This is a genomic window from Roseivirga sp. (genome assembly GCF_049099775.1).
Lineage (GTDB): Bacteria > Bacteroidota > Bacteroidia > Cytophagales > Cyclobacteriaceae > Roseivirga.
Genome location: NZ_JAGDZM010000013.1, coordinates 307378 through 330973 on the forward strand (window position 1 = coordinate 307378; position 23596 = coordinate 330973).

Here is a 23596-nt window from a genome sequence, read left to right on the forward strand (position 1 = left end):
GGATAATTGACAGACTATATTGGTTGACTAGAAATTTTGAAAACCAATCTTCTTTTGGAAAATGCTATGAGAAAACGCCTTTCTAAATGCTCTTAAGTGCTTTATTTCGCCTTTTAGAAGGTGGATAATAAAGTTTTTAGGTAGACTAATTAGAATGAAGTAAGCCATGAACATCCATGAGGATCTTACTTGAGAAGCCCTCATAAAGTGAACTCGATTTCTGGTTTGATAATAGACTTTTAGTGGACTGTTTTTACCGGTAGTGACCGATTCTTTATGTAAGACAGATACCGTATTAAGTACTTTTAGGGAATAACCATATGATCTTATTATCCTAGACCAATCAAGTTCTTCATAGTATAAGAAGTAGTCTTCAGGTAAGCCACCACAAGCCTCAACAACGCTTTTAGTCGTCATAACTGCAGCTCCATGAATATAAGGTGTATCAGTTAATTCTTCCTTTGGTGCTTCTTGGAGTATATTGTTTCGGCCAGTAATGGAATTGATTTCAGTGAAGCCGGCAAACTGAATTTCTTGATTATCGAAGTATTTAATAATGGGACTAACAGCACCAATGGATGTGTCTTGAAGGGTTTCTATAAGCCTTTCAATTACCCCATCTTCTATTTCAGTATCATTGTTTAGAAGCAGATAATAGTCTCCAGTAGCTGCTTTAATTCCAATGTTATTACCCTTCGCAAAACCCGAGTTCTCTTTAACATTGATCACTTTTACACTAGGGAGGTGGATTTCATAAATCACAGTATCATCTGCCAATTGACCGTTGTCTACCACAATAGTTTCCAGGTTAGGATAACTTAGTTCTCTAATAGAATCTAATAGCTCACAGGTAACAGCGGGCTGTTTATAGTTTACGGTTATGATACTTACTTTCGGCTGATTCATTACAATGGTTTTTGTCCTATCACTTGAATGGCATTTCCCCATTTGTTATGATGAATAATCCTATCCAAATGGATCATAATCTTGGCCAATGGTAGTGTAATCAGTTGACCTAAAATTCCAATTTTCTTACCTAAATAGGCCGTTTCCCAGCCCAAACGTGATAACCATCCGTCAGAATATGAAGCATGAATAACATTGAAACCTTCGTCTTTGAAACGTTGAGATAAACCCTCTAACTCATAAACTTGACCAATGTGTTCATCCTCTAGCCATTCATGATGCTCTTCGAATAATCTTTCTGGAAATATGGTACGCTGTATTTTACTGGGGATTTTAACAAGGAAATATCCGCCTGGCTTAAGCTTCTTATAACACTCAGAAAATGGCATTTCTTCAGGGGCAATGTGTTCGAATACATCAATCGTAAAAATGAAATCAAGCATTTCTAAGTCAGTGTATTCGATTTTAATCCGGTGTGTTTTGATATTTTCAACAGTAAGACTTTCGATAGCTGACTGAACCGCATTGATTCTTGACTGATCTATGTCTAAAGCATGAATTTTAGCTTTTGGTAAAGCCGAAGCTAAGCTGAGTGCGTATTCTCCATAACCAGTGCCTAAATCAAGAAAATTCCCAGTTTCAGGTAACTCTATACCTTTAACAAGCTTTTTAAAAATTGTAAAACGAGCATAGTTTCCTACGTTAGAATAACCGAATGTTTTGCGAAATATGCTCGCGAGAATCGGATACTTATTCAGTCTTTCACTCGTAAATACTTGTCCTTGTCCGAATGTTAGTTCCATGAGAATGATTTAAAATGTGATTGTTGATTTCTTATCGCTAACCAAACATCCTCTATTGGTTTAATCGACGCATAGCGACCGATTCTGAATTGGCCAATGATGGTTGTGATAATTATACTTAGTGTTGTGGCAATAGCTGCGCCTCGAACCCCATACAGCGGGATTAAAATCAGGTTGACACTAATGTTAATGATCAGGCTAATAAGAAGCATGTTAAAGTTGACTTTAGGTTTTCCAATCGCATCGAGTGTCAATCCAAAAACTCTACCCCACGGCTTAAATATTATGCCTAAACCAAGTATGATTATCAATTGAGATGAATCAATGTATTCACCTGATGATAAGATATTTATGATTGTTTTATTTAACATTACAACAGCTATTACTATAGGTATCACAAATACTAATAACCTGATTATTGCTAGGCCATATTCTTTATTTAGTTCATTGGCTTTATTCGCATGATAACTTGCGGATAGTCTCGGATAAATGACTTGAGATAAGGCATGCAGTGGTAGTTCTGCATAGTTCATAATTTTGGTCGCAAAATGGAAGATTGCCACAGAAACCGGATCTAAGAAAAAGGCAATCATCAGTATATCGGCCTTATGAAATAGAATGGACAACATATTGGTGCCTGCTGCAAACCGTCCGAAATCCAATAGTCTTTTAAATTGAATGCGGGTAGGTAATACCAATGATAAATCACTTTGTATTAAAAAGTAGAGCGCAGGTAGAATTAACGATACTGCTTGTGCATTGATCACCTGAATTAATGTAATGGTTTCAGAAGTCTGACTCACATAAATTATGGCTGCAATAAGACAGGTTAAATAGATGAGGTTGGTTACTAAATAGGCCTTAAACTTAAATTTGGCCTGACATAATGTGCTGATAAATTGCATGGTGCCTAACATGAGCAATGACTTCCATGCATGTGGTAAAAGTTCTTGAATCGTGCTAGTTTGGGCAACGACGAATGAGGCTAGTAAGCCGATCAAACCTAAAGTGAGTATTAAACCATAGTTTAAGCAAAAACCAGTACTCGATAGGGTTTTATCATTTGGAGACTTCACTAAAAGTCGAGCGAGGCCGTTGTTAACCATGCCTTGACGCAATGAATCCGCTATTGATATGATCGTCATATATAAAGCCCAAGCGCCATACAGATCTTGACTGATTTTATTCACCAAGAGTATGAATAGTAAGAAGTTAGATAGCAAAAACGCTACTTGACCCCCAAATGAAAAGACAGAGTGCTGCAGGTATTTGCTCTTTTTGATTCGATCAAACATCAGACAGCTATTTTATAGTAAGCTTGAAGTGTATCTTCTGCGATCTGACTCCATGTGTATTGCTTCAATACTTTTTCCTGGCCGTTGCGTCCCATTTGTTCGGCAATTGCAGCATTTTTAGACATGTAATCCATAGCGTTTATAAATTCCATTGGGTCGTCAGCATTACATAAAATACCATTGAATCGATCAGTTACAGTTTCTCTAATGGCAGGAATATCAGAAGCAATTACGGGTATGGCATGCGCATTAGCCTCGAGCAGAACGATGCCCTGTGTTTCATAATGACTTGGCAGGATCAATGCGTTGTAATCTGGAATTACCTTATGTATCTCTTCGTTTGTGAATTCGCCAAGCAGTCTTACTTTATTTTTGAGACCATTTTTTCTGATCGCTTCTGAAATTCTTTCAAATTCATGACCAGTTCCAATAATATCCAAAGTAATATCTTCTGATGCCATCGCCATTTTTTCTACAATGCGACTGACTCCTTTTACAGGATGTAATCGACCTATAAAAAGGAATTTGGCAGATTTGTTCGTGCTAGTCTGCTTTGAAATGTGTTGAGCTGATACCCCATTTGAAATAACCTCTAGGGGGGTATTTAATCTTAAAGTTTGAACCTGATCTTTAAGTGATTTGCTCACCGAAATATTTATCCGTGATGCAAAGAGTAACTTCTTTTCAATCCATTTAGTAATAGAAGTATGCAGATTTCTATTGAAAGCATACCAGGGCCTTTCCTGATTCTCAAGGTCAATTAATCCATGAACCGTATTGATAAGTTTGTGGTGCACGGCTTTCACCAAGAAGAGCAGATAGCCACTTCTACCTTGACTATGAATAATGTCGAAAGCTTCATGGTTTTCCTCAACCCAATTCTTTGCCGCCCAATTGAACGCAAATTCTTCTGCAAGAAAACTAATTGGTTTAATATACCTGCCAGGGAAGTAAGGCCTGCTTATAACCTCTATACCTTCCTTTATAACCCGCTTTTCATAGCTTCTAAAGGCACCACCGCTAAGTATTGAAACTTGATGACCTTTATCATTCAAGGCCTTGGCCAATTGCCAAGTATGCGTTTGAATTCCTCCTTTAAACTGCCAAGGAAGGGTCTTGCAGATAAGTAATATGTTAAGTCCTATGCTGTTCATTTTTTCTTTCGTTTAGCTTTTAATGCTTTGGCTTCAGCGATTTCTTTTTTTGAATTCATTACGCCAAGTGTAAGTGCCAGAAGTGCAATTGGTAATACTAATGGCCATGGCATTCCTTGGAATATCATGAGCTTGCTAATTTATGTTCGGTATGAAGAAACTGAGTCTTAGAAGCCTTCATAAATCCAATGGCTTTAATAGCTCCCCAAATCAGTTTTGGAATAGATCTTATAATGGCAAAGACGTTTCTCATCAATTGAATTGTCGGTAAGGCCAGCAAATAGGAGATAAGTGTTGCACTTAAACCAACTATAGAGAAAGCTGTCAAGAAATAAGCACCACAGAGTGCCGTAATAGCAATAGCGATAAATAATAATACAGGAGCCAATACGCGTGGTGGTAGTGCCAACTGCATTACTTTATGGAAATGATCAAAATTGCCTTTTATTAATGATTTAAACCCTCCTTTAATCGATTTGAATAAGAAGGTATATTGCGCTTGCAGCCATCTTCCTCTTTGCTTTGCAAAAGCCTGAGTGTTTGCCACTTTTTCATCTAATACAACAATATCATGAGCATATTTGATATAGATACTCTTTTTTGTTAACGCTAATTCTAATTCCTTATCGAACCCACCAATGGCTTTTAGTTGGAAGATGAGTGATTTGAATAATTGATAATCGAATACCATTCCTGATCCCGATAATTTTGATGAGAAGCCGAGTCTATTCGCTCCTTTACATAACATTTCGGTATTTGCAGCTTCAGAAAGACCATCCATCAAGGCTATTGATGTTTGTGCGTTTGCAGCACTTCTAAGGCCTTGGATTGCTTTATATCCGCAGCTCAAGTAATGACTTGCCTTGAAGAGTAAGTTCATATTCACCACATTATCAGCATCGAGAATAATTACACCTTCATATGCTTTGTCATATCTAGTGATTGCCGCTTGGAGAGACTTTACTTTGGTGCTTTTATCAAAATTTACTTTTAGGACTTTAGCTCCCAGTGTTTTTAGTTTTTCATTGGTGCTATCCTTAAGTCCATCGCTTATTACTACATAATCGAACCGTGTTTTAGGATATTTATACCTAAGGTTCATGTTTCGTTTAGTGGTTTCTAAAATGACTTTGTCTTCCTTATAAGCAGGTACTAATACTAGCATGTTGCGTTTTCTTCCATCAAATTTGCAAATGCGTCGTGCTGGTCTTTTAGAGGCAATTGCTAATACCAGCTGGTATGTTCCACTGGCTACTAGGTAGCAAATGATGATTGATGCGATGATGTAGATGATTGTGCTCATAACTCTTTATTTATATATATAAAGCTAGTTTTTGAATGAGAATCAATCTTTAGAATCCGATAGGCGACAACAATGAGTAGGCGAGTGGCTGAGTAATTCCGATAACTGGAAATAGAACTATTTGGGCTTTCTGGTAAGAATAAAAATGAATGGAATGAGCATGTTCATGATCGGACCAGTAGGCATTTGCCCTAAAACTTGGTTTCCATAGCTAGCGAAGATTACACCGACTAAAGCGGCATAGAATGCGATGGCATGCGACTTTTCTTTCGAATCTTTCATTGTCATGATTCTATGACCTCCTTTGCCCAATATGTAGCCTAAGATTATTAAATGAAGCATAAGTCCAACAGGACCAGTTTCTGCCCATATTTTAACATACCAGCTATCTGTAGCCGTATTTGCCATAAGTGATTCTGGATTAAACCTAGCGCCCCAAAAGCCGGCAGTTCCGACGCCTCCACCAAATGGTTTATTGGCTAAATACCTGCCGAAAGTTTTTTGATTATCTAGCCTAACGCTAAGTGATTTATTATTAGGATCTAGGGCGGTTCGCATTCTTCGAACTTGTTCTACACCTTGGAATAAGAAGGTGTATTTTAATATGCAGAACACGATGAGAATGGTGCTAAAACCTGCCAAAAGTATTTTGAAGTTCTTTGCCAGAATTAAATAGGCAATTCCTCCTGCTAGCGGCACCATTAATGCGCCTCTAGTACCAGAAATGCCAAAGCCAAGGAAAAAGGCTAGGCCTAAAAGCAAGTACTTTATTTTGGTGATTTTTTTGAATGGCCCCATAAATAGAATCCCGCAAACAAGTGCCATCATGGCTTGTGAAGCTCCAAAAGCACCGGCATCTGAGTAATACGAGAAGACTCTCAGTACACCGTGAAGAATGTGCTCTTCATGATGGTCTTCCACATAAAGCCAGTTATATTCTGCGGCATCTACGCCTAATATTTGTTGTTTAAAACCCCAGACTGTACCTAATAATGATAACAGTAAAATAAAGTTCATGAATTGCTTAACATCCTTGGGCTTCCGAAAGAGTAGGAAGACTAATGGTACTGTTAAGAATTGATAGAAACCTATGCCTCTCATAGCATAGAACCAGGCAATCAGGCCATTTCCTGCAGGGTTTACGGCTTGAAACACAATGTAACCCATCCAGATTACGGTTAACCAAACAATATCTTGCTTAGCGTGCTTCCAATTAACTTTGATATCCTTATTCAAGAAAACTACAAGCCAAGAGAGTACAAGTAAGATGTCTATACTTAATCCCCATGGCCCTGGTAAGTACCTAGTTAGGCCTGTAGAAAGAAATGCCATAGTCAAAGCTCCCCAAACACCAAATTTTGGATTCTTCCAAATAATCGAGAGCAAGCTTAAGGCAATTGGTAAAGCCAATACAATGAAACCACCAGCAAGTCCTAAAAGCTGGATGGCGATATAGGAAACGACTAGAGCAATCAACAATACCAATATCCCGAAACCGGAATTGATTTTTTGCGCACCGCTGCGTTGTACTAAAATGTTACTATTAAGTTCTCGGTATTTCACGATTTGAAGGTAAACTTCAGTTGGGTCAAAATTCGAGATGTTAGCTAAACTGCAGTAAAGAACAGTTCATCGGTGTGATTATGCCGATTGATGAATTACTTCATTGAATTGATTAGCGCGATCAGACCAAGAATTCTTTTGTGCAAAGTCAATCCTTTTTTGCCCCTTTAAGCGGTTGTTGTATCGTATTTCCTTTTTAGTCATTGTCACGAAATCAGCATTACTTGTTGCTATGCTGATCAGCTTATCGAAATCTGAAAGGTTGGCAAAATCAGTGCTGATAACTGGTTTTCCTAGCGCTAAATATTCATTGATTTTTAAAGGGTAAATTCCTTTAGTAAGCTCATTTTTTACAAACGGGATCAAACAAGCGTCAAGCATATTCAATTTTTCAGGAAGACTTTTTTGACTTACTGCTCCATGAAAATGAACGTTAGTAGGCAGCTTAGGAAGTGCTGTTTTGATAGGACCAAAAAAATGAAAATGATATGTATCTAATTCTTCAGCTAGTAATCCAATCAAATTAAAATCTAATCTATTGTCAACAGCACCTGCATACCCTAAAGTATAATTGCGATTTTTATTAGGAGCTACTGTTTTAAAAATATCGAGGTTTACGCCATTTGGTACTAAATGACAATTAGGGTTTAAACGAGATTTTTCTTCTTTCAAGTGATGACTTGTGCATATAACACCATCAACGTTCTTGATATATTCTGCTTCATATTCGGGACCATGTTTTCCTGCCCATGATGTGCCTGATATTTCATCATAACAGTAATAATACGTTTTGTTAACCTTCCAAAACTTTTGTGTGAGTAGGCCGAAAACGGGATTGAAAGCATTGATTAAAGTTGTTTTATCTGAAACGGTCCGTTTCATAATTGAACGAATGCTTCTTTTTAAAATCCACCTGTTAACTTGGGTAAAGAGATTCAAAAGTTTTTTATTATTGACCCAATTAGTGGGAAGAACAGGAGAGGAGTTATAAATTTCAATTACTCCATTCTTAGTTTCTATTTTTCTCCATCTACTCTTAAAGCCTAGTAGCCTTTTTTTAGGTGCATGATCGTTTAAAAAAACATCTTTCCAAGTGTAATGATAATCCACTAAAATGACTCTGTTTTCACCAGTAAGCCTAGTCATAAGCTCTAGTGTTGATTTTACGTAAGGTGTATCCCATGCAGGAAAAGAATGGCAAATGATGGTGTTCATATTTATATCGTTGCAGGTTTAAAACCTTGAGTTAAAAGCTGGCGAACTTTCATCCTTAACCAGGTTCTTCTTTTAGGAATTTCGCCAATGATATCTTCCATTACATCAACTGAAACACCATTTAGGAAGAGCAAAGGCTTTTGTCCAGCTAGTTTGGAGTATACTTTTACGGCATGCTTATCGGCGGCTGTCCATTTTCTATTGGCTCTTGTCACCAATAAATGTATTGACGCGTTTTGCAGATCCTTTTGCGCATATGGTTCATGAAGTATGGCATCTATTTCTTTAAAAGTAAATTCCGGGATTTGTAATTCGCTGGAGGATAAAAATCGCTCGAAGTATGCCTTTAAACTTTCGGCTAAAAGCGTTTTTCCCTCGCCATGCTGAGTACTTAGAAGAATTACTTCTCTAGGTACATCTTGTCCACTAGTTTTAGCCCTTAATTCTTGCACCAGAAGGTTCAAAGCCTGTTTGTTCAGCTGAGGAAAATCAACCATATGCTTTTCAGAGTTTGCTGGTTGTTTCGACAAAACGCCTGCAACTTTCAGTTTAGTTTGATTTCCTGCATTTTCAGGGTTCTTTAAACTACTATCCGTTAACTCTAGGGTAATTAAGATTCCCAATGGTAAAACAAGGCCAACAAGAAAGGCTAATATTACCATCATCATCCTTTTAGATTTTAAAGGCTTGTCTGGGTAATAAGGAGAATCAATCACTTTTAAGTTACTAGACATTAGGCTACTGTATTTATGTAGTCTGGCTTGGTTATAACTGTGAAGGTTTTCTAAGTAAGCACGTTCAGCAACGTCTATTTCACGTTCCAGCCTTTTCAAAGTAGATCCTAGTGGAGCAAAACGATCATAAATCTTTTCATATTCACGTTTCCTCACATCCATAACTTGGAGTTTTGCAGCGGACTCTTCCTTAATTATAACTTGGTTCAACCAGTTGGTTAATAGATCTTTAGTTTCTACACCTTCTGAAGTTTGGTTCACAAGGATTAGCTCACTGGCAATACTTGTCATTTCAGTTTTTAGAGAATCAATAGTGGCGCCCAAATTCGATTTCCTGATGTAGCGGCTTTCATCGAACGTAGTATCGTTGATTAACTCCAATTGCGTCAACTGGGCTGTTTGTTTTGAAATTTCCGATCTATTGAATGCAATTCTACTTTGGAGTTGTGGGATAATCTGTTTGTCGACAATTTCTGCCTCAACTTTCAAAAGAGCAGATTTGGATCCTGCAAGTATCTTCAGTTCTTCTTGATATTGTCGGTCTAATTCTTGTTTGTTTCCAGATATAAATCGGGTTTGTTCATAGTAATTAATGATCTGATTGCTAACTCTAAATTTGAGTAACTCATCTTCAGCACCTTTAAGTTTTCTGTCAGACTTATCTACGGCATCTTTAAAGAAGCCAATGACAGAATCTGTCTGTCCCTCTTTATTTTCTTTCTGCTGTGTAATAAAAATGTCGGTAAGTAGTGACAATGTCTTTTGACTCAGTCGAGGATCAATAGAGCTATATTCCATGCGAATCATATCACTATTTCCTTCTCTAGAAACAGTCAATGTTGACAGCTGTTCCAGTCCGAAGAATGGATTTTTGGAGTTAATTAGATCATAAATTGAGTTTTCATTGTCACGATCTCTGATTTTGATGATTTGATAAAGTATTGATTCTTCGTTATCCCGATCGCTTACGGATATTGGAAGATTTTTAATGGATTCTCTGAAATCTGAATAGTTTTCAGGAAGAATTTCTAAAGACTCATTATGGTTTTGCAATAAAAAGAATGCTAAAAGCCTGGCAGAAAGTTCTTTATGTGTTTCATATGCCGTAGCTAGATTTATAAGGTTTTCTAATTCATTGTTTGTTTTAGCATAGTCAATTCTGCCAGAACTACTGCTTTCAATACTATAGCCTGAAATTAGACCCGTATTGAGCAGTGTATGTGTAGCGTATTCTTTCTTGTCGTTTTTGGTGCTGAAGAATACTAAAAGTGTTAAAATAATCGCTGTACCAGCTATGTGCCAGAAGTAGCGAACGATTAATCGAATAAGATCTAGTAATGACATGGCCTTATTTTAAGATTGATTGTCCCACTAACTCAGTAAGTATTTTCATACAATACCATGCTTCGTTTTTAGATTTTTCGTACTCGAGTTTCGATGTGAATCGAGCGTCAACTGCCATTCGGTATTGCTCCATTGGTGTTTTTCCGGCTTTAAAAAAGTTCTCGGCTATTTTTAGAGCAACCTCATTGGCTTCAACCACTTCAGTTTGCAATTCAACCGCTTTTAAGCAAGATTTAAGTTCTTTGTAAAACCTAACTACTTCTTGACGGATGAAGTCACGCTGTTCTTGTTTCATACCTTCAAGGCGCTTTATTTCTAGTTTTTGGATTTTAATCTCATGCTTTCTTGATGAGACTTCGCTGAAAGGGAGTCTTAAGTTTAGGCCTACATTGTAGGTTACGTTTTGTCTGGACAGGTAGGTAAATCTATTGTCAGTTCCACCATCTGTTAGCTGGTCTGAAATTATGCCGTTGCCATAGTTTACACCTGCTGTTAGTGCCAAATGTCTAAGCCACTTTTTCTTAGTGACGTTAATCTCTTCACTAACTTTCGCTTGACTTGTACTTAATCTGTCAATAGCTGCCATATTTCCTTCAGCTATTGTTAAGAGTTCTTCTAAGGGTTTGATATTGTCTAAAGCAATGTCAGTGTTTGCTGATTGCGCTTGCCCTGCTTGTGAGAGTAGGAGTAATGCTAATAACATGGCTATGAAAAAGCCTTTGTTGAATCTTTCATTTTTCATTTGAATCACTGAATAAGCGTCAGGTCTCTCATGTTTAATTTGATTTGTAAATACTTTCATGATTAATCGAGTTTTGTAATTAAGCGACCTTTTAAAAGCATCCATTTATCAGTCAGCTGCTGCTTAATTTTTGTCGCAACGTCTTTGCTCATAAATGGCTGCTCTGTGTATTTGTAAAAGATCATGCTGCTAATTAAGACTATAGGAATGGCGATAATCAGGCTAATCGTTAGTTGAACCCAATAAGGGGATGAATAACCAAATCGTGCGATAAGTGAATAAAGCAGCTCTAGAAGAGGTAAATGCGTTAAATAGATGGTATAGCACATTCCGCCAATCACGGCAATCCATCGGTAGGTCAATATTTGGTGTATAAGCTTACCTTTTAATGCTGAAGCAAATAGTGCCAGCATTGCCACCATAAAGATTACAGATTTACCTAATTCTTCTGTCCAAGTAAACATGAGGGTAAGCACAGCTGCAAAACCGATTAAGTCCCATAATCTATTTTTCTCTTTGTGCCATTTTGGTTCGTTCACGTAAAAGTCGGCCATTAATAGCCCAACCATGAAATGCTGTAGCTGACCCAGTATGGATGCCTTTGTTGGTAGATATTGCCATCCGAACTGGTGTTGTACCACAATAAAAACCAAAGTGAATGCCAATAACAGTGTTCTTCGTAAGGCAACCTTGTTTTGTCGGAAGTAACACATGGCTAAGAAAGGAGCAAAGAGGTAGTACTGTATTTCTACTTCAAGTGACCAGGCCACTGGGTTGATAATAGAAAACTCTCCATAACTAATGTTGTGTACATAAAAGATACTGGCTGCATAGTGATTTAGAAGTTCGCTTAACCCAATGTTTTGCTTAAAAAAGAAGATCAAACCAAAAATGGTCATCCATAATATATAAGGCGGTTCAAGCCTAGTTAATCGCTTGGATAGATACTTTTTGTAGCTGAATCTACTGTATTGTTTGGCGAAGGGTAAACTCAGGATAAATCCACTTAAAGTGAAAAAGATCATGACGCCAATGGCACCTCTACTAATTACATAAGACAATTCAGTTTCGAAATTCGATGAAGGTGTTACCACATATCTTTCAAACCGTTCTGTTGCATGTAATAGCACAACAGGTATAATGGCCATGAATCTGATGCCATCTACGAAAGGGATGTATCGCTTACCCCCAGTATTTCTTGTAAGTGATTGCAGTTGTTTGTTTAGAAGTTTCATAGGCTAAACGTTTTCGTGTTGAAATGCAGCTACAGGGGTTTTGAAGAGAATTTTCATATCCATCCAAAAGCTATGATGAAGTGCATATTCTATGTCTAATTCAATTCTTCTTTCAGGATCCGCATTGTCCTTTCCACGTTCCGTTACCTGCCACAATCCTGTTAAGCCGGCAGGAGCTAGGAAACGCCCTACACTATGGTCTTTTGTTAGTTTTTCAGCTTCATATAAAGGGAGCGGGCGATTACCCACCAATGACATATCGCCGATTAGAATGTTGAAGAGCTGTGGTAGTTCATCTATGCTCGTGTTTCTAATAAATTTTCCTACACGCGTTATTCTAGGATCGTTTTTGAACTTAACGAATGTGTTTCGTTCGTCTGTAGCTTTATGATCTTCAAACTCATCGAGTTGAGAATAGACATCATCACCCACTACAACTCTATGCTTATCTATATTACTAATGAGGTGCCTGTTTAATTGATGTTGCTCACATTCGTCATTCTTTCCGTCATCATATTGGTTCAAATGCTTCATGTTTTCTACCATTTGATCGGCATCTGTACGCATAGATCGAAATTTGTAAAACTTGAAAGTGTGATAGTTCTGACCCACTCTCATGGCGTAGTAGAAAACTGGTCCTTTCGATTCTAGGCGAATTGCTAGAATAATGATTAGCAATAGCGGACTTAACATCATGATCATTAAGGCTGATACTATGATGTCTAATGTGCGCTTGGCGATTTGAGTTGTTTTTGAACTAGTCATAAGCTTTCTTTTATCTATTACAAAGCTATTTTGAATGACTAGATGTGACGGTTCTATTGGATGACTGAAAGGATTATGTCGTCAAGCGAACGGATACTTTCGATAAGTATTATTTTGGCATATTTATTTCTATAAATAGCTGTTATACAATATGATAAGCGAATTTGTTTCTAGTATTTTAAAACATAAAAACTCCACCCAATAGAGGGTGGAGTTTACCAGTTAGTTCATAAATATATGACAGATGTTATCTTCTTAGATATATGTGATTTGTATTTCTATATCCGTTTTGTACACGGTACCAATCCATGTAACTGAACCCATAACTTTTGGCCCATTCATCGAACCTTAAGTGGCCCAATCTTATATCTGAATTTTCTCTTGGGTAGTCAAAACTTTCAGGTAAATGAATCCCCCAAGGCAAATCAGTTTTCGATCGATAATATTGGCCAATAGAAATATCTGAGTCATCATCTTGTGTGCCGAAAAGAGACGCATCCACTAAGTCAGTCGGGGCATATCCAGGTAAGTGTACTTCTCTGCCTCGGTTCTGTGAAATTATCAAGAATGGGTTGTACGGTACACTTCCGATATCGGCATATCGCTTAGGGCTTTGGAAAACTATCTCTAAAGCAACTTCACTAGGTTCATGATGTAATGAAGCTTCTTCGGTATTGACAAATCCATTGGTTTCAAAATGATCGTGAACATTTCCTGAAACAATAAATGTTGCTTGAGATTGTCCGCTTTCAGTACCGTTACTATTCAAGGAAATGTAATTGGAATTGACTGAATGCCCATTTACGGAAAGAACATCGCTTGGTAATAGGTCAGTCGTAAAACCAAAACCATTTCTATAACCTGCACCTATGGCTCTAATTTTAAATTTAGGGGCCATCACGACTATTTCATTATCAGCATTTAAGGTGTGTTTGAATTGGTAATCAATCACTAAGTCGTTAAAATCATAGTCGCCATAATTTGGCCAGTTATCTTCGAAGGCGAAGGTACCAAATGTTGATGCGGATGGATAATAGCTATCATATGCTTTATTAGGGTCGTTCGGATATTCATCTAATACATCATTTATCCCATCGCCATCAGTGTCTAGTATCCCAGGTTTATCAATTGGGCTTACATTATCTGTGTTAATGGCTGTTACTGGATTTGAGGTTACAAATAAGATAGCATCATTAAAATCTTGATCACACTTAAAAGGAATGTCATCGCGTCTAATATCCTCAAAGCCTATTAAAAACAATTCATTATCAGCATCCCAAAGCAGAACATTGTGCTGTTTTAAGTCGTCGTCGGCTTCTGGATTTAGATTTTTGTCGGCAAATACAATGTGTTCGTAGTCTTCAGAATTATTACCGTCCCAACCGTTGGCTAATAGAACAAGCCCAACTGAGGTTCCGGGATCAAATCGTCCAATATTCACTTTGTCTCCAGAAGATAAGCCACCACCAGATCCTGAAAATGACAGGTTTGGAAAAATTACATTAACATTATCAATGTCGTCAAGACTTTGTGGCGGAGTGTTAGTAGGATAGGTATAAAACGCCATGGCGTTTCTCCAGCCGGCGCCTTCATGCACAAAAGTTAGCCATACATCGCAAACCTCATCTATATCTAGTGTGGTCTTTTTACCATTGGCTAAGTACGATGGATGAAAGTCTGGAACTGGCTGTTTTTCTGGAAGCGAGGCGTTAATGTATTGTAAAAGTGTGCTAGAAATTTCGTCTCTTTCAGACTCTAAATAGCTAGGTACCCCCTGGTTGTTATAGGCGCCCATGTAGCTAATGGTGAAACTTTCAACGGAATTTCCATTGTTTGCTGAAAAACCACCATTACTTCTACTGCTAGACGATTTATAAGTGTCAATAGTTGGTGTTGAAACTTTACCTCCAGTACAAACCATGTCAATGGTATTATTCAGAATAGGTACATGTATGCTATTCGGAATACCAATGAATGATGTTTCAATAACCACTTCACTGATGTGTGTAGGAATGTTTAATAAGCCATTTGCTCTCCCTTGTCCATCCGTTAATGTGGTGAAAAGTAAAAGGTCTTTTTCTCCGTTTACCGTTGACCAAACATTGGCTTTTATACCCTTTATGGGCTGACCAGTATTGTCTTGAAAGGTGAGCTCAATGTTTGTTGATGATGTCGTTCTAAAATCAAAATCTGTTCCTTGTTCAGGAACTTGATCAATTTCGATTTCAGGCTTTTCTACACACGAAAAAATCGCTATGCAGATAAGTAGTATTAATAATTTGTTGCTCATAATCTTTTTAAATTTTAGGCCACTGTTCTTAAGCCTGTGAATAGATTTGATTGATCAAGCAATGAATTGATTCTTAAGTTGAGTTCTTTTGGATTGAATGGTTTGCTAAGTGTGTCTTTAGCACCAGTATTGAGGGCGTTAATGCGTTGGTCACTTTTATCTTCATCTGTTAAAATAAACAGAGAGGTTGATGACCAGGCTAATTGTAAATTTAGTGCATTTAACACTTCACTTTCTTCTGAGTGCTCTTTCTGATAATCAGATAGAACTAGATCAAATTGTTGACCTTGTGATGCTAAGGCTAGTGCCTCAGATGGGGTTTCTACCGCTGCTACATCATATGTTTTACCAAGGTAGTTCAGTAAAAACACTCTCATCATGTAGTTATCTTCTACGATCAAAATCTTTTTCATAACGGCTTTTGTTTTTTGGTTCGCTTCAAATGTAGATGTATCAATCTTCAGCGATTATCAGTTTCGATAAGCTGCTTCAATATTTCGATAAAGGGGTAAGGATTGGAGATTACTGTTTTCTCTTTTGACTTAATTCTCGCGAATAAGATAGGTTTAGCCACTTTTTCTAGCGGATATATTATTAAATGATACTCCTATCAACTAACTTCCTAAGTATAGGGTATGAAGGTTAAAAAGGTTTTAAATGGGGTTAAACGGGCGTGTTATCTAACATTAGTTACGCTGTTGGTCTGCACTTGTGCCGAAGTAATAGACTTAGATGGAGACCCTACGAGCCAATTCGTACTAGTGTATGGAAGAGTAACTGACGGTAAGGCGGGCAATGAAATTTCCTTGGCCCTAACTTCTGAAAGATCGGATGGTGCTCAAGAACCCATTAGTGGCGCCACCATTGCGCTGATGAAAGGTGAAGAGTTGCTAGGGCGATATATCGAGAAATCAGAAAGTCCAGGTGATTATAGGCTTAATTATGCCGATTCTGCCAGAGAAGGGGAGGCTTACCATATTGAAATTGAACTTCCGAATGGAGAAAGAATATTATCGCAACCGAGCGTAATGCCCAGTTTAGCAGCAAAAGATTCTCTTTCTATTCAAGTAGACCTGATAGAATTTGTGGTAGATGAGCGTGGTTTTCGTCGTGATATTCGAGCTGCACAGCTCTATGTAGATACCAAAGTGACAAACTTAGAGAATGACTTTTTCCTGAAATGGAATATTTTAGAAAGCTATATTGCTGTCGAAACGCCGCGTTGTTGTGGCACGCCACCCCCGCCTTGTTACATTGGTAATGACATCACTGGACAGGAAATTAGGATTTATGATGGTGCCAGTTTAAAAGCAGATGTTATTCCTGATCGCCTGTTTAGAACTACTGAAGTCGATGGCAGATTCGCTTTCTTGTACTATTATCAAGTTATACAGTCAACAATAGATCAGCAGGCTTATGAATATTGGTCTAAGATCGAAGAGATATCGAATCTTTCTGGTTTCGTATTTGATAAGACGGTCGCCAATATTCAAGGAAATCTTTACTATCCTGATGACCCAAAAAGTCAAGTGTTTGGCTATTTTGAAGTAGCAAGAGTTGATACAACCCGTATTTCTACGGATAGTGATGAATTCAATTTCTTTCTGCGAGAACCGTGCCCAGCATCTCCAGAAAACTTTGCTCCTGAATGTGGGAGTTGCCTAATTATTGAGAATAGTACGCACGACCGCCCATACTTTTATTAACACGGTTTAATGTCATTCGATTAACTAGTCAAATTTCATACATTAATACATGTAAATAAATTGTTATGTATATATAGAAATATATATAATTAAAATTATGTTAGTATGTTTAATTAATTTACTCAATAAAGTTACGATAGGTGAGCTGAAAAACGAATCAGAAAACGGTTTCGAAATTAATTTATAAGAAGAGGAATGGGTCACGACGGATCAAAGGCGATCATATAGTCTTTCCGCTAGTTTTTCTACAGTTATAAATAAACGGATGCAAGCAAGTATTTCAACTGATATTGTAACGTAATCTGGCTTACTGAGTACACCATTTCATCGTGTCTACTTTTCTGATGAAGTTGATGCAAGAGTTGAAAGGCTTCCGTTTACGCGACTAAAAATCCGGATTGGTCTAAGGCTGAATTACTATGCAAGTGATTTGGTTTTATTAAGGGCCTATTACCGTTTTTATTGGGATGATTGGGGAGTGAAGGGACATACAATGTCAATAGAAGCTCCAATAAAGCTTAATAGGTTCTTTTCTGTCTATCCTTTCTATAGGTTCCATACGCAATCTCAAGCGAATTATTTCAAACCTTTTGGTGAGCATACTACTCAAGTTCAATACTATACTTCTGATTATGATTTGGCACAATTATCTAGTCATCAATTTGGAATGGGTGTTCGGTATTCTCCTGCAGAAGGAATAGGGGCCTTTAGATTACCAGGAAAAAACAATAGGCTTTTAGTGCTTAAGGAATTGAATCTTAAGTATGGGCACTATACAAGAACGCCAGGCTTAGCATCTAAAATTTTCAGTTTCGGAATGAATTTCACATTCTGAGAATATTATATATGAATAAAAATAAATATGACAACATATAAATAAAACAATATGAATCGTAAAGACTTTTTAAAGAGACTAGGAGTGGGAGCCGCGTTTGCACTGACGGCCACATGCCTAGGTGGTTGTGCAGTAGAAAACATTAATCCTGATACGCCGAACACTGCTAGTGGGCCAATTGATTTTACACTAGACCTTGATAGTACGGCCAATGCAAGGTTACAAAATAACGGCGGATATGTGGTGGTCAATAACCAAGTAGTAGTGGCCAAAACGAATACAGGTGAATACGTGGCTGCAACGAGAACGTGTTCTCATGACCCTAGGAAAGAAGTAATACTAAGGAATGGCGAATGGTATTGCACTGCTCATGGTGCAAGGTTCAGGTTAGATGGCGCTGGCTTGAATGGCAATGGCCGAAAAGGTCTTACAATCTATAATACAAGTTTAACAGATAATATGCTTCGAGTTTTTGCTTAAAAGAAAAGTTATGAAAAGAATTTATGCAGTGCTATTCCTTCTGAGCCTAAGTGCCTTTTACTCATGTGAACAAGTAAATCCACCTGCAAATGGTGCGGTGAGTACAGATGTACAGGTAACTGATGGTGATCCATATGGTAACAACAATGACAATAATGATAACGATGACAATTGATTGTAGGCCTAAAAACTTTCAGGAAAAATGAAAAATGGGGGTAGGGTAAATAAGAACTACCAGTATTTAACATCGAAACCGCCATTAATTAGGCGAAATAAAAAATGTCTGAAGAAATAAAATTATTAATGACCGTACTATGAAATTATTCAAAAACCTATTTATGCTAATGACCTTGGTCTCGATGGCTTTTTTAGCCTCTTGTGACAATGCAGACCAAGATGTAGTTCCACAAGAGAATGAAAGTGGAGCAAATGTCACATCAAGATTACGCTTTGTTAATTCTAGCGATTACGATACAACAGGAATGAGCCAGTGGCAAGAAGTAACAACACCTCCAGAAGCTATACAGACTTATGTGAATGAGCATTATAGTGGTGATATGATTGAAGAAACCTGGCTAACGGGAACCGGAGAATTTATTGTTTTATTAAGTGATGACAGCGTGTTGGTGTTCAATGCTTCTGAACAGTTTGTTATTGCCTTTAATCTAGATGGTTACGTAAGCAATTTTGAAGATGATTTTGAGGAAGTTGAAGTTTCATCCTTGCCTCAACCAATTCTTGATTACTTATCGGCTAATCATGCGGAAGATAATGTTGATATAGCAGGTTTAAATGCAGAAGATGGCGAATACGTTATTGTTTTAGAATCGGGAGTAGTTTTGATTTTTGACACTGACGGTAACTTTATTGAGCAGTATACGGAAGATGACTACGATGATTTTGATGATCTGGAGGAAGTAGATACCGGGTCTTTACCTCAAGCTATAATCGATTATGTAGCCGCCAATTACTCTGATGCCACTATTAACGAGGCCTTTATTGATAACGAGGAGGAAGAATATGTCATTATTTTGGATACGGACCTTGTCTTAATTTTCGACCTACAAGGCAATTTTATAGAAGCGTTTGACCTTGATTTCGAAGATTATTGTGATGAAGTAGATATTGCTGACTTACCGCAAACTATTTCAGACTACGTTGGGGCTAATTTCCAAGGAGAAACAATTGAAGAGGCTTGGTTTGATGACGAAGCGAATGAATATTATATAGAACTTTCTAATGACAAGATTCTTGTTTTCGATGCTGATGGTAACTTTTTGAGAGAATATGTTGATGATGAAGACGAAGATGATGATGATGGTGATGAAGATGATGATGACAGTGAATGATTTTGATTGATTGCGTTTGACCTGACAGTAGAAGGTGCTGAAGGAGTTGTGATAATGTTGTAGAGGCATTTACAACTCTGGAAGCACCTTCTTTTTTTGTGCTCAATGTAGAATAAAGCGTTGCAAGCCTGTAATAATTCACATGATCAAGTAATCAAATAAGTGTAAGGTAAAGAACTAACTAACCGCGAAGGATCTTATTGATTAATATCCACTTGAGGGCCTTAAAACCAAAGCCGTAGACTCACATTAGGCGTAAAGCCTAAAAAGAACTTTGTTCTTTCAAGGATAGCTAAGTTTTCATCCCGGTCAAAGTCGAGCGAGTAAGTACTATTAAAGATATTCCTTCTATCAAGTAGGTTAATGATGCTCAGTCCTATTTCCCCTTTCACTTTTTTAGATTGCTCACCGAACTTATGCCAAATCGAAAAATCAACACGATGATAATCAGGTGCCCTAGCATCGTTAGGCGTAGAAAAGATAATATCATACTCCTCATCCTCATCAAATGCACCTGGAGTGTTTAATGGAACTACATTATCATCTGAATCTACCACTATCAAATTATTCTTATTGGTTATCGGAAGGCCAGTTTTAAAAATGTAGCCTATTGAAAATTCCCAATTTTTCACGTTGTATGTAGCCGAAAGCCTAAACTGGTGTCTAATGTTAAAAGAGGAGGCAAATGAACCATCAATTATCTCAGGTAACTCTACTCTTGAATCCTGAAAATTATAGCTAAACCAAGACCTGAAATGTTTCCATCTTTTTCTGATGGTTAAGTCAAAGCCATTCAATAATTCGAAACCAGGTTCAAATGCCTCGTCATTTTCGAAACCAAACCGTTGGTTAGTTGCTAATATCCCATCAATATCTTTAATGTAGAAGTCTAGGTCTATTAGCCATGAATCTAAATTATAGAGTAGACCAAGGGTTAATTGACGATTGATGATAATCGGAACGGTAGAGATTTCTTCTTCGTCTGAATTGACGTCAGATAGCAACCAGTGTTGCTCAACTGCATTTGAGAGTGTGAACTCTGATTCTTGAATAGTGCTTAGGTATTGGTGATAAATACCAAAAGACGACTTAAAGACTAGGGCTTTGATCGGGTTGAAGTTTAATTTAATCTGTGGGCTAAAAAAAGACTCACCAAGTGTACCTACATTAGTCAATCTTCCGCTAAAAACAGCTTCTAACTTATCACTTGGTCGGTAATTATAATCAGCAAAAAGAGCATGGACAAAGCCCGTTGAGCGTATATCCGTCAATTCATCTTCTTCGAAAAAATCAGAGGCATCGATACGGTTCTTTACATCAAATCGGTTCATTTGGTAGCCAAATTCCAATACCGAATTTTCGCTACTTCGCCAATGGTTACTAAGTCTAAACTCTAGGTTGTTAAGATCATTACTTCTATTAACCTCATCATCGTCGCCAAGGATAATAAAGTTTCTCAGATTATTGAACCGATAAGCCATGCTATACTGAGAGTAGCTTAAACTAGACGTAATAGAGAAATCGTCTTTTAGCCTATATGACCAGCCAAGGTTGGCCCCAAAACTCTTCACGTCGTGTTGCTGGCGGATGTTTATGTCTTCTTCCTCTTCTTCTTCACTATACTTAAAACTACTTCGGTTGTTGACAAGACTTGCACTGAAAAGCGATCTGTCGTTGGGTTGATAATCCCATTTGACGTTGATATCAGTAAAACTCAGGTCATTTTCAAAATCGTTTTCATCTTCAGTTACTTGAAAAATTCCGAGGCCATCATCTGTTTCACTACCAAATAGCTTAGTGGAATAAGAATTGAAGGTATAGGTGGGTATAACGTCGTTATAAGACCTCCTAAAAGCGACCATGATTGATCCAAAGTCTTTCTTAAAAGGGACTTTAGCATATACATCAGCGTGCGTCATATTAAGGCTCGCTTCTGCGTTTGTTTTACCATCTATTTCGTTTCGAGAGGAAATTGAGATCAAGCCAGCACTAGCACCACCATAGCGAACGGGTATGTAGTTCTTATAAATGTCTAAAGCACCGGTTGATGAAGGGATAAAGCTGGAAACATTACCAAAATAGTGGGCTGTGTGGTATACAGGAACGTTATTCCAGTAAAGTAGCGTGTTATCGGGCGCACTTCCCCGAATATTAATGCCAGAAGCCGATTCGTCGTTGGAAGTAAGGCCTGAGATGATTTGAGCAGATAAAAGTACATCTCTTTCCGATAGGCCTGGTAAGATTTCCATTTCCTGAGGAAGAACCCTGAAACTGTTTGCCTTAGGGTCGGAACCAATCCCCACATTAATGTATTCCTTAACTTCAAAATCTGTTAAACCAAGTGGTGAAGGTTTTAAAGCAACTTGGAAGGCTTCATTATCATTAATATTACTTACGGGTATTGAATGTGTTTGAAAACCGAGAAATGATATTTCCAGCACGGCATCTTTAGGTTTAGGGAGCACAAGTTTTATGTCTCCCGCGTCATCAGCCACTTGGCCAAGTAAAGTGCCTTGCAACCTGATGGTGGCATATGGGAGGGGGGCATTATTCTCCTCATCTAAAATACTCAGGTGGATGAATTTGGCTTCAGGGGTTTTAATAACGTAAAACTTCCCTTTGATTTTTTCGAAAACTAAATCTGTCTCTGCTAGTACTTCAGAAAGAATCGATTCAAGATCATTGTTAGATCCATCGGCGGAAACACGTTTCGTTTTAAGTTCATTTGGGTTGAAGGAAAAGTAAACAGGAAACTGTTTTTCCAGATCATTAAGCACTTGTTTCAATGGCTTATTCGAAACCCGAAAACCCTGAGCTGATTGACCAAGGCTTAATAAAGGTAGAATAAGTAAGAACAGGCAGAAAATTGAACATTTACTGCCCTTAGGTACCTTCAAGTACCAATGTCTTGCTAATTTGGTCGTAAGAATATTCAATATTATTTATTGCTAATACTGACTTAATAGCCGTGTTAAGGTCATCATTAGGGAATGTTCCGGTATAAGGTAATGCTTCTTGCTCACTATTAGAAACAACCTTGATTCCATAAATATTGCTTAGTTCATTTAAAGCCTCTTTTAAGGTAACGCTTTCCAATGTAGTAATGGCGCTTGTAAGCCATAGCGGTTTTAATTCTGCTTGAGGTATGGATAATGAACGGCTGTAGGTTCCATTATTGAGTCTAATCCCATTTCCAGGCGTAAGGTCTTGTGTGAACGATTTTTCAGACACGTTTACTTTACCGGTGTAGCAAATGACATCTAATAGCTCATTTCTATTCCAAATATTAAAGGAAGTACCCAGTACTTTTACAGTGCCTTGATCCGTGATTACTTCAAAATTGATTCCTTTAGTTACTTCAAAAAAGGCTTCACCTGACAATTCTAAAACTCTATTTTTATCGAATTTATCTGGGTAGTATTTTAATGTTGAATTTGCATTGAGTGTTACTACAGATTCATCTGGAAGTGTTATGGTCTCTACTTGACCGGCTATGGTCTCATATACCTCATAATTTGGTTGAGTAAATCTGTAAACAAGAAATGCACCTAATATAATAACCGCCGCAGCGGCATATCTGAAAACCTGTTGCAACTTTACAACCTTGGTTTCTGGTTGAACATGATGGTTTTGTTTAGCTTTTAGTTTTTGGAGCTCTCGTTCAACATCATATGCAGGTAGGGCAACCTTTTCTACAGAACCCACGATAGCAAGGTATTCTTGACCTTCTTCCGAGGCCAAAAACTCAGCTTCTTCTTCAGGAGACAATTCTCCTGCTAGCCATTTGGCTAAAAAGTCATCGCTATCGTTTATTTTTTCATTCATTTATACTGTAGATACTCTTAAATACGTTACGCCCATTTTTACCCTACCACTT

At 37.7% G+C, this 23596-nt stretch carries 21 protein-coding genes; 5 read left to right on the forward strand and 16 right to left on the reverse strand.

What is annotated here, in order from left to right; all coding sequences use genetic code 11:
* Window positions 1-27 precede the first annotated feature (27 nt).
* The 14 genes from JXQ92_RS18455 to JXQ92_RS18520 form a co-directional block, all read right to left on the reverse strand.
* Window positions 28-906 carry a glycosyltransferase family 2 protein gene (locus JXQ92_RS18455; protein WP_421988124.1) on the reverse strand — a complete coding sequence of 293 codons (879 nt, stop codon included), beginning with the start codon at window positions 904-906 and terminating at the stop codon, window positions 28-30.
* Window positions 906-1709 (reverse strand): SAM-dependent methyltransferase, encoded by an 804-nt coding sequence (locus JXQ92_RS18460; protein ID WP_421988125.1) that lies wholly within the window; start codon window positions 1707-1709, stop codon window positions 906-908. Before JXQ92_RS18460 ends, JXQ92_RS18455 begins: the two co-directional genes overlap by 1 nt.
* Complete coding sequence (locus JXQ92_RS18465) at window positions 1700-3004, reverse strand: lipopolysaccharide biosynthesis protein (protein WP_421988126.1); 1305 nt, start codon at window positions 3002-3004, stop codon at window positions 1700-1702. Before JXQ92_RS18465 ends, JXQ92_RS18460 begins: the two co-directional genes overlap by 10 nt.
* Window positions 3004-4158: a glycosyltransferase family 4 protein gene (locus tag JXQ92_RS18470; RefSeq protein ID WP_421988127.1), complete on the reverse strand. Its 1155-nt coding sequence runs from the start codon at window positions 4156-4158 to the stop codon at window positions 3004-3006. Before JXQ92_RS18470 ends, JXQ92_RS18465 begins: the two co-directional genes overlap by 1 nt.
* Complete coding sequence (locus JXQ92_RS18475; RefSeq protein WP_421988128.1) at window positions 4155-4286, reverse strand: hypothetical protein; 132 nt, start codon at window positions 4284-4286, stop codon at window positions 4155-4157. Before JXQ92_RS18475 ends, JXQ92_RS18470 begins: the two co-directional genes overlap by 4 nt.
* Window positions 4283-5461 carry a glycosyltransferase gene (locus tag JXQ92_RS18480; protein WP_421988129.1) on the reverse strand — a complete coding sequence of 393 codons (1179 nt, stop codon included), beginning with the start codon at window positions 5459-5461 and terminating at the stop codon, window positions 4283-4285. Before JXQ92_RS18480 ends, JXQ92_RS18475 begins: the two co-directional genes overlap by 4 nt.
* A 117-nt stretch (window positions 5462-5578) precedes the next feature.
* Window positions 5579-7024, reverse strand: coding sequence for an O-antigen ligase family protein (locus JXQ92_RS18485; RefSeq protein WP_421988130.1), 1446 nt, complete (start codon window positions 7022-7024; stop codon window positions 5579-5581).
* Between the two features lie 78 nt (window positions 7025-7102).
* Window positions 7103-8239: a glycosyltransferase gene (locus tag JXQ92_RS18490; RefSeq protein WP_421988131.1), complete on the reverse strand. Its 1137-nt coding sequence runs from the start codon at window positions 8237-8239 to the stop codon at window positions 7103-7105.
* A 2-nt stretch (window positions 8240-8241) separates the two neighbouring features.
* Window positions 8242-10317, reverse strand: coding sequence for a GumC family protein (locus JXQ92_RS18495; protein ID WP_421988132.1), 2076 nt, complete (start codon window positions 10315-10317; stop codon window positions 8242-8244).
* A 4-nt stretch (window positions 10318-10321) separates the two neighbouring features.
* Entirely contained in the window at window positions 10322-11119 is a 798-nt protein-coding gene (locus JXQ92_RS18500) for a TolC family protein (protein WP_421988133.1), read from the reverse strand.
* A gap of 2 nt (window positions 11120-11121) precedes the next feature.
* Window positions 11122-12294: an acyltransferase family protein gene (locus JXQ92_RS18505; protein WP_421988134.1), complete on the reverse strand. Its 1173-nt coding sequence runs from the start codon at window positions 12292-12294 to the stop codon at window positions 11122-11124.
* Between the two features lie 3 nt (window positions 12295-12297).
* Window positions 12298-13059, reverse strand: a complete 762-nt coding sequence (locus JXQ92_RS18510) for a sugar transferase (RefSeq protein ID WP_421988135.1) — start codon at window positions 13057-13059, stop codon at window positions 12298-12300.
* Window positions 13060-13306: 247 nt separating this feature from the next.
* Window positions 13307-15349 carry an LruC domain-containing protein gene (locus JXQ92_RS18515; RefSeq protein ID WP_421988136.1) on the reverse strand — a complete coding sequence of 681 codons (2043 nt, stop codon included), beginning with the start codon at window positions 15347-15349 and terminating at the stop codon, window positions 13307-13309.
* A 14-nt stretch (window positions 15350-15363) separates the two neighbouring features.
* Entirely contained in the window at window positions 15364-15762 is a 399-nt protein-coding gene (locus tag JXQ92_RS18520) for a response regulator (RefSeq protein WP_421988137.1), read from the reverse strand.
* Between the two features lie 222 nt (window positions 15763-15984).
* Here JXQ92_RS18520 and JXQ92_RS18525 point away from each other — a divergent pair, with 222 nt between their 5' ends.
* The 5 genes from JXQ92_RS18525 to JXQ92_RS18545 all read left to right on the forward strand — a co-directional run bounded on the left by JXQ92_RS18525 (window position 15985) and on the right by JXQ92_RS18545 (window position 19719).
* Window positions 15985-17055, forward strand: coding sequence for a DUF4249 family protein (locus tag JXQ92_RS18525; protein ID WP_421988138.1), 1071 nt, complete (start codon window positions 15985-15987; stop codon window positions 17053-17055).
* Between the two features lie 310 nt (window positions 17056-17365).
* Complete coding sequence (locus JXQ92_RS18530) at window positions 17366-17890, forward strand: DUF3570 domain-containing protein (protein ID WP_421988156.1); 525 nt, start codon at window positions 17366-17368, stop codon at window positions 17888-17890.
* A gap of 51 nt (window positions 17891-17941) precedes the next feature.
* Complete coding sequence (locus JXQ92_RS18535) at window positions 17942-18370, forward strand: Rieske (2Fe-2S) protein (protein ID WP_421988139.1); 429 nt, start codon at window positions 17942-17944, stop codon at window positions 18368-18370.
* 10 nt (window positions 18371-18380) lie between these two features.
* Window positions 18381-18545, forward strand: a complete 165-nt coding sequence (locus JXQ92_RS18540; protein WP_421988140.1) for a hypothetical protein — start codon at window positions 18381-18383, stop codon at window positions 18543-18545.
* A gap of 139 nt (window positions 18546-18684) precedes the next feature.
* Complete coding sequence (locus JXQ92_RS18545; RefSeq protein WP_421988141.1) at window positions 18685-19719, forward strand: PepSY-like domain-containing protein; 1035 nt, start codon at window positions 18685-18687, stop codon at window positions 19717-19719.
* Window positions 19720-19943: 224 nt separating this feature from the next.
* Here JXQ92_RS18545 and JXQ92_RS18550 read toward each other — a convergent pair whose 3' ends face one another.
* Together JXQ92_RS18550 and JXQ92_RS18555 are read right to left on the reverse strand one after the other, a co-directional pair.
* A complete protein-coding gene (locus JXQ92_RS18550) occupies window positions 19944-22616 on the reverse strand; it encodes a carboxypeptidase-like regulatory domain-containing protein (RefSeq protein WP_421988142.1) in 2673 nt (890 codons plus the stop codon).
* Window positions 22603-23544, reverse strand: coding sequence for a FecR family protein (locus tag JXQ92_RS18555; protein WP_421988143.1), 942 nt, complete (start codon window positions 23542-23544; stop codon window positions 22603-22605). The genes JXQ92_RS18550 and JXQ92_RS18555 overlap by 14 nt, the downstream gene beginning before the upstream one ends.
* Window positions 23545-23596 lie beyond the last annotated feature (52 nt).

Bases quoted from the DNA above. Each gene is read 5' to 3' on its own strand.
- JXQ92_RS18455 (WP_421988124.1), bottom strand. From the start codon at position 906: ATGAATCAGCCGAAAGTAAGTATCATAACCGTAAACTATAAACAGCCC.
- JXQ92_RS18460 (WP_421988125.1), bottom strand. From the start codon at position 1,709: ATGGAACTAACATTCGGACAAGGACAAGTATTTACGAGTGAAAGACTG.
- JXQ92_RS18465 (WP_421988126.1), bottom strand. From the start codon at position 3,004: ATGTTTGATCGAATCAAAAAGAGCAAATACCTGCAGCACTCTGTCTTT.
- JXQ92_RS18470 (WP_421988127.1), bottom strand. From the start codon at position 4,158: ATGAACAGCATAGGACTTAACATATTACTTATCTGCAAGACCCTTCCT.
- JXQ92_RS18475 (WP_421988128.1), bottom strand. From the start codon at position 4,286: ATGATATTCCAAGGAATGCCATGGCCATTAGTATTACCAATTGCACTT.
- JXQ92_RS18480 (WP_421988129.1), bottom strand. From the start codon at position 5,461: ATGAGCACAATCATCTACATCATCGCATCAATCATCATTTGCTACCTA.
- JXQ92_RS18490 (WP_421988131.1), bottom strand. From the start codon at position 8,239: ATGAACACCATCATTTGCCATTCTTTTCCTGCATGGGATACACCTTAC.
- JXQ92_RS18495 (WP_421988132.1), bottom strand. From the start codon at position 10,317: ATGTCATTACTAGATCTTATTCGATTAATCGTTCGCTACTTCTGGCAC.
- JXQ92_RS18500 (WP_421988133.1), bottom strand. From the start codon at position 11,119: ATGAAAGTATTTACAAATCAAATTAAACATGAGAGACCTGACGCTTAT.
- JXQ92_RS18505 (WP_421988134.1), bottom strand. From the start codon at position 12,294: ATGAAACTTCTAAACAAACAACTGCAATCACTTACAAGAAATACTGGG.
- JXQ92_RS18510 (WP_421988135.1), bottom strand. From the start codon at position 13,059: ATGACTAGTTCAAAAACAACTCAAATCGCCAAGCGCACATTAGACATC.
- JXQ92_RS18515 (WP_421988136.1), bottom strand. From the start codon at position 15,349: ATGAGCAACAAATTATTAATACTACTTATCTGCATAGCGATTTTTTCG.
- JXQ92_RS18520 (WP_421988137.1), bottom strand. From the start codon at position 15,762: ATGAAAAAGATTTTGATCGTAGAAGATAACTACATGATGAGAGTGTTT.
- JXQ92_RS18525 (WP_421988138.1), top strand. From the start codon at position 15,985: ATGAAGGTTAAAAAGGTTTTAAATGGGGTTAAACGGGCGTGTTATCTA.
- JXQ92_RS18535 (WP_421988139.1), top strand. From the start codon at position 17,942: ATGAATCGTAAAGACTTTTTAAAGAGACTAGGAGTGGGAGCCGCGTTT.
- JXQ92_RS18540 (WP_421988140.1), top strand. From the start codon at position 18,381: ATGAAAAGAATTTATGCAGTGCTATTCCTTCTGAGCCTAAGTGCCTTT.
- JXQ92_RS18545 (WP_421988141.1), top strand. From the start codon at position 18,685: ATGAAATTATTCAAAAACCTATTTATGCTAATGACCTTGGTCTCGATG.
- JXQ92_RS18555 (WP_421988143.1), bottom strand. From the start codon at position 23,544: ATGAATGAAAAAATAAACGATAGCGATGACTTTTTAGCCAAATGGCTA.